Raw genomic sequence first — 5,883 nt, 5'->3', positions numbered from 1 at the left:
CGCCAAGCCCGCCATTCCGGTCAGCGTCACCCCGCCCGCCCCCTCGGAGCGGACGAAGCAGCAGCCGCTGCCCCCGAAGCCGGGCGGCGGCGGTCCCACCGTTCCGCCGGCGGCGGGGCAGCCCGCGGCGCCGCTGGACCTGCTGGCGCAGCTGACGAACACGCCTCCGCCGCCGGAGACGCCCGTCCGCACGGTCCTGCGCCGGGTGAAGATCTGGACGCCGCTGGTCGTGCTGCTGGCGATCGTCTTCTGCGTGGTGCAGGCGTTCCGCCCGCTGCCGGAGCCGAAGCTGGTGCTCACGGCGAACAAGGCGTTCAAGTTCGACGGCGACAAGGCGCAGATGACGTGGCCGGCGACCGGCCAGGCGTACGTCGAGGTCGACGGTCTCGGCCCGCTGGGCGAGTCCGGCGAGGAGAAGCCCGTCCCGATCGCGAGCGTCACGAAGGTGATGACCGCGTACATCACCCTTCGTGATCACCCGATGAAGAAGGGTGACAAGAAGGGCGCCCTCATGACGGTCGACTCCAAGGCGGTGAGCGACTACCAGAAGGGCAAGCCGGAGGGCGAGTCGCTGGTCCGGGTCACCGAGGGCCAGAAGCTCTCGGAGTACGAGGCGCTGGAAGCGCTGATGCTGCCGTCGGCGAACAACATCGCCAAGCTGCTGGCCCGCTGGGACGCCGGTTCCGAGGAGGCGTTCGTCAAGAAGATGAACGACACCGCCAAGGACCTCGGCATGGTGAACACGACGTTCACCGACCCGAGCGGCTTCGACGCGACGACGAAGAGCACCGCGAAGGACCTGGTGAAGCTGGGCAGGAAGGCCATGGCGGACCCGGTCTTCAAGGAGATCTCGGGGCTGACGGAGTACATCGACAGCAACGGCGAGAAGCAGAAGAACTTCAACCCGATCGTTCCGCTGTACGGCACCGGCATCAAGACCGGTACGACCACCGCGGCCGGCGGCAACCTGCTCTTCGCCGCGGAGAAGAAGATCGGCGGCACCACGCAGCTGATCATCGGAGCGGTGCTGGCGCAGCACAAGACGCCGATCATCGACTCGGTGGTCGCGGCGACCAAGGACGCCATCGAGTCCGCGAAGAAGGCGCTCGAGGCGAAGACGGTCGTCAAGAAGGGCGACGTCGTGGGCGCCGTGGACGACGGCCTCGGCGGCCGCACCCCGGTCGTGGCGACCAAGGACGTCACGGCCGTCGGCTGGGCGGGTCTGACCGTCGGCCTGGCGCTCAACGACGGCGGCCACAAGCTGCCGCACGCGGCGAAGTCGGGTGCCGAGGTCGGCATGCTGACCGTGGGCAGCGGCCCGGGCCAGGTCCGGGTGCCGGTGGCGCTGAAGAAGCCGCTGGCCGAGCCGGGCTTCGGCGCGAAGCTCACGCGCCTCGGCTGAGGCGCACCGGGGGCGGCGGTCGCCGCCCCTGCCGGTCCCTCGCGGCGTGCTAGCGTCGCGAGGGTTTGAGCACGGCCGCGCCGTGCCGCTACCCGCAGGACCGGGGCAGCGTGAAGATGGGGGTTGACCTCGGGGAAGACGGGGAGACGGAGTGACCACGGTGGATCCGGCACGGGCCGGCAGGCCGGACGAGCCGGGTGAGCAGGACGGGCGGGGTTCCGTCCGGCCGGGAGCCCCGCAGCCGTCCGGCGGTACGGGTCTGCGCGGGCGTCTGCGGCGCGCGGCGCGCGCGGCGGCCGGCCGGCCCGTCCTCGCGACCCTGGGCGTGGCCGCGGTGCTGCACGTGCTGTGGGTCTTCGTCTTCGCGAACAGCGGCGGCGACCTGGCCGCCCAGGACGCCTGGGCCGAGTTCGTGGGCCAGCACCCCGACTCGGCGTACAACCTCGCCTGGTACGGCGGCATGCACCCCGTCTCGTACAGCGTGATCTCGCCGTACCTGATGGCCAGCATCGGCGTCCGCACCACGATGATGATCGCGGGCACGCTCTCCGCGGGCCTGATCGCCCTGCTGCTCGTGCGCAGCAGGGTCGTGCGCCGGCCGCTCGTGCCGGCCCTGTACGGCACCTTCGCGCTGGTCTGCAACGCGATCTCCGGCCGGGTCACCTTCGGGCTCGGCACGATGTTCGGCCTGGCGGCCGTCGCCGTGATCTTCGCCTGGCCGATGCGCTGGCGCTCGGAGGGCAAGTACCGCTGGGGCCGCGCGGGCCTGGCCGCGCTGGCCGCCGCGCTGGCGACGGCGTCGAGTCCGGTCGCCGGCCTGTTCGTGGGCTTCGTCGCGGCCGCCCTGTGGCTGGGCAAGCGCCGCCCGGCGGCGTACGCGCTGGGCGTCTCCCCGGCCGTCGTGGTGGGCCTGTCGGCGTGGCTGTTCCCGTTCTCGGGCCACCAGCCGATGCAGTTCGTCTCGGCGATCCTGCCGCTGCTCAGCGGCGTTTTCGGGGTGCTGTTCGTCCCGAAGGAGTGGCGCACGGTCCGGATGGCCTCGGCGCTCTACGTCCTGGCCGTCCTGCTGGTCTGGCTCATCCCCTCCCAGATCGGCACCAACGTCTCCCGGCTCGGCATGATCTTCGGCGGGACGGTGCTGGTCGCGGCCCTGCCGGAGCTGAACGTGCCGCGGCCGGCCGAGCTGCTCAAGAGCGGCCTGCGCTGGACGGCGCTCATTCTGGCGCTGGCCACGTGCACGGTGTGGCAGCTCGCCGTCTCCATCGGCGACATCATGCACACCACGCCCGCCGCGTCCTGGGCCCGCGAGCTCGCGCCCCTCGTGCACCGGCTGCACCAGTCCGAGGCGGCGGGGGGCCGGGTTGAGGTCGTGCCCGCCCGCAGCCACCGCGAGTCCTCGGCCCTCAGCCCGTACGTCAACCTCGCCCGCGGCTGGAACCGTCAGGCCGACCGCGAGCGCAACCCGCTCTTCTACGAGCCCGGCCTGCTCACCTCCTCCAGCTACCGCGCCTGGCTCGACCGCTGGGCCGTGCACTACGTCGTGCTGCCCACCGACGAGCCGGACCCCGCGGCCGTCGACGAGGCCAAGCTCGTCGCCGAGGGCCAGCCGTATCTGCGCGAGGTGTGGTCCGACGGCAACTGGCGGCTGTACGAGGTCGAGTCGCCGACTCCCCTCGCCGACCCCCCGGCGGTCGTGGAGCGCTCGGACGCCGAGGGCCTGACGATCAAGGTGGATAAGGCGGGCCCGGTCCTCATCCGCATCCCGTACTCCCCGTGGCTGGGCCTGGTCGACGAGGACGGCAAGGACGTCCGTCCCCCGAAGGCGGGCCAGCGCGGCGAGCCGCCGGTCAACGTCAACGGCTGCCTGTCCAAGGAGGTCCAGGAGGCCCGCGAGGACAAGCCGGAGGACAACTGGACGCTGCTGCGCGCGCCGAAGCCGGGCACGTACCACATCGTGGCGCGCTACAAACTGCCGCGCGGCACGGGGTGCCCGGACAACCTGGCGAAGTAGCGCCGCCGGGCGGCTCACTCGCAGACGCGCGGCGGTGAGCCGGCTGTCCGCGGCGCACCGCCGAGGCTCTGCCGCACGCTCTCCAGGTAGGTCAGCACCTTCTGCTGCCGGTCGGGTCCCGGGGCGCTGAGGTAGTCCAGCACGGCGTGCTGGAAGGCGAAGCGCATCCGCAGCGGCATGACGTCCGAGGCGTCCAGGCACTTGGGGCGCTGGGGGTCGCGGAGGGCCTTGCCGATGCGGGCGTTGAGCGGCTCGTGTTCCGGCGCGGGCTGCGGTGCGTCCCGGGTGACGAAGAAGGGGCGGCCGGGGTTGGTTTTCTCCGTCTCGGCCTTGCTGACGTTCCCGCCCTTCTTGGGGTCGGGCACTTTGGCCCACGCTTTCTGGGCCTCCTCGTCGGCGAGGAACCGCATCAGGTCCTCGGCGGCCTTGCTCTTGCCGAACAGCGTCGCGAAGTCCGCGGACACCTCGTAGGCGGGCGGCTGCAGGGCGATCCGCGGCAGCACCTCCCGGGTGGGCAGGAAGCCCGCGCGCTTGGTGTAGTCGGACGTGCGGATGAACGAGCCCTGGTGTTGCAGGGTGCAGGGCTCCTTGAAGAGGTCCGTTCCGAAGTCCTGGGCGAGGGCGGCCGTCGCCGTGCTCGGGGTGAAGACGTCCCCGAAGGCCTTCCAGGCCTCGGACACCGCGCCCCGCGACCACGGCAGCTCGCCCCGGGCCCACTGCTCGTACACCTTCTTGCCGCTCTGCTGCAGCAGGATGTCCTCGATCCAGTCGGTGCCGGGCCAGCCGGACGTGGCGTCGCCGCCCATCCCCGCGCACCACCGGCCGCTCCGCCGGCGCGCGGGGTCGTACCAGACGATGCTCTTCAGGTCGGCCTTGACCGCGACGGCGTAGACCTTGTCACCGGGGAACCTGGGCGCCCACAGCGGGTCGTACTTCTTCAGGGCCCCCTTCAGGACGGGGGTGAGCTCCCGGGGCGTCGGCTTCGAGCCGACGTAGGCGTAGACCTCGCCGAGACTGGGCAGAATCGCGACGTCCGGTGCGTTTCCCGAATTGAGCCGGGAGATCAGCGCTTCGCGGAGGGCCGTGGTGCCCTCGTAGTGCACTTCGACGTGGTATTTCGCGGAGTAGGCGTTCAGCAGCTGTTTGAAACGCTTCTCCTCGGCGCCGGTCCACGGGGCCAGGACGCTGATGCGGCCGTTGTGCTCGCTGCGCGGGCCACTGGTGCTCACCGCGAAGAACAGGACCATCCACAGGGCGAGGAGGACGGTCCCGGTCTCGAACGAGCGGATCCTCCGGCCGAGGCTCCGCGGCACCCGGGCGAAGCGGTATTCCTCGATGCGGGGCTGGAGGCCGAGGACGATCAGGGCGGCGATGACGAACGCCGCCAGGGGTATCCAGGTGGGGACGGCCGTGAGCCAGTCCGGGGCGGTCATGTGCTCGTGTGCCGTGTCCGGGTCGAGGCCCTCGATCCGGCGCTCTCCCCGGAGGGTGCCGTGAGCCCACCGGAGGTCGGACTGCAGGCGCAGGGCGGCGGTCAGGAGCAGGGGCATGAGCACGGCCACCAGCAGCGTGGCGCCCGCGAGGGGGCCGCTGAAGCGGCGGCGGAAACGGCGGCGCAGGAAGAGCTGGGCGTCGATGAGCAGCCAGGTCAGCGCGGCCCACAGCGCCACGGCCGTCCCCCAGGCCAGCAGCACCAGCCAGCCGGCCTCCGTCTGCCCCTTCAAGGCGCGGGCGTGACGGGCCTGGACGACCGCGAGCCGGGCGAAGACACCGCTGTCGTCGCGGGTCAGGGTGCTGTCCGCGTAGCGCAGGTAGGCGTTGCGGAGCTTCTCGTCGGCGTGGCTGCGGGCGGCCTGCTGGATCAGGTAGTCGTACGAGGAGAGCTGGCCGGCCGCGGTCTCCAGCACGTTCCGGCCCGAGGGCGTGACCGTGGTGGCGGCGGCCCTGTCCAGGCTCCTGAAGGCGGCGTTGATGTGCTCCTGGTAGTTCGCGCCCGCCCCCTCGGTCGCGGGAACCGTCTCGTCGACCGGTGTGCTCAACGCGGCCTGCGCGGCCTTCAGCGACTCCCGCAGGTCCTTCTCCGTGGCAGCCACGTGCCCCACCGCCTGCGCCGTCCGGTCGGGCACGGCATCGGCGCCGCGGCTCACCCCCCAGTAGGCCGTCATGAGAGAGCCGCATGCCAGGGCGGTGGCCGTCAGCAGCACGGCCAGGCGGCGCACGAGCCACGGCCTGGTGTCCCTCGGAGACGTCATGCCGACGGCTCCGCCGACGCGCTCTCCGGCGGCTCGTGCTGCCCCGCCGGCCCGGGGCGAGCGGAGAGGCCGTACCGGCACTGGGAACAGACCTTCGCGCTCCCGGGGGAGACCCGCCCGCAGCGGGGGCACTGCACATCGGACGCGCCGGACGCGCCGGCCTCCGCGGCAGCGGGCTCGCCGCGCTGCCCGGGCACGGGCGGCGGCGGGGGCGGCGG

Annotated in this window: 3 protein-coding genes and 1 pseudogene; 2 read left to right on the top strand and 2 right to left on the bottom strand. The window is 72.3% G+C overall.

What is annotated here, in order from left to right; genetic code table 11:
* Positions 1-1,402: D-alanyl-D-alanine carboxypeptidase family protein (locus ACSNOG_RS31620; protein ID WP_436756141.1), on the top strand; the 1,402-nt coding region annotated here is incomplete at its 5' end.
* A gap of 151 nt (positions 1,403-1,553) precedes the next feature.
* Positions 1,554-3,413 carry an MFS transporter gene (locus ACSNOG_RS31615; RefSeq protein ID WP_436756140.1) on the top strand — a complete coding sequence of 620 codons (1,860 nt, stop codon included), beginning with the start codon at positions 1,554-1,556 and terminating at the stop codon, positions 3,411-3,413.
* A 14-nt stretch (positions 3,414-3,427) separates the two neighbouring features.
* Here the strand turns inward: ACSNOG_RS31615 and ACSNOG_RS31610 are convergent, their stop codons facing one another.
* The gene (locus ACSNOG_RS31610; protein WP_436756139.1) at positions 3,428-5,665 is read right to left on the bottom strand and encodes a hypothetical protein; all 2,238 of its coding nucleotides are present in this window, start codon (positions 5,663-5,665) and stop codon (positions 3,428-3,430) included.
* A pseudogene (locus ACSNOG_RS31605) lies at positions 5,662-5,883 on the bottom strand (hypothetical protein); the annotation flags it as partial. The pseudogene ACSNOG_RS31605 and the gene ACSNOG_RS31610, both read right to left, overlap by 4 nt.

The sequence above is a fragment of the Streptomyces sp. URMC 124 genome (assembly GCF_051386455.1).
Classification (GTDB): domain Bacteria; phylum Actinomycetota; class Actinomycetes; order Streptomycetales; family Streptomycetaceae; genus Streptomyces.
The sequence above is the reverse complement of the archived record's forward strand: the minus strand, read 5'-3'. Positions and strand labels throughout refer to the sequence as shown.

Coding starts and splice junctions, on each gene's coding strand:
- ACSNOG_RS31610 (WP_436756139.1), bottom strand. CDS start 5,665: ATGACGTCTCCGAGGGACACCAGGCCGTGGCTCGTGCGCCGCCTGGCC.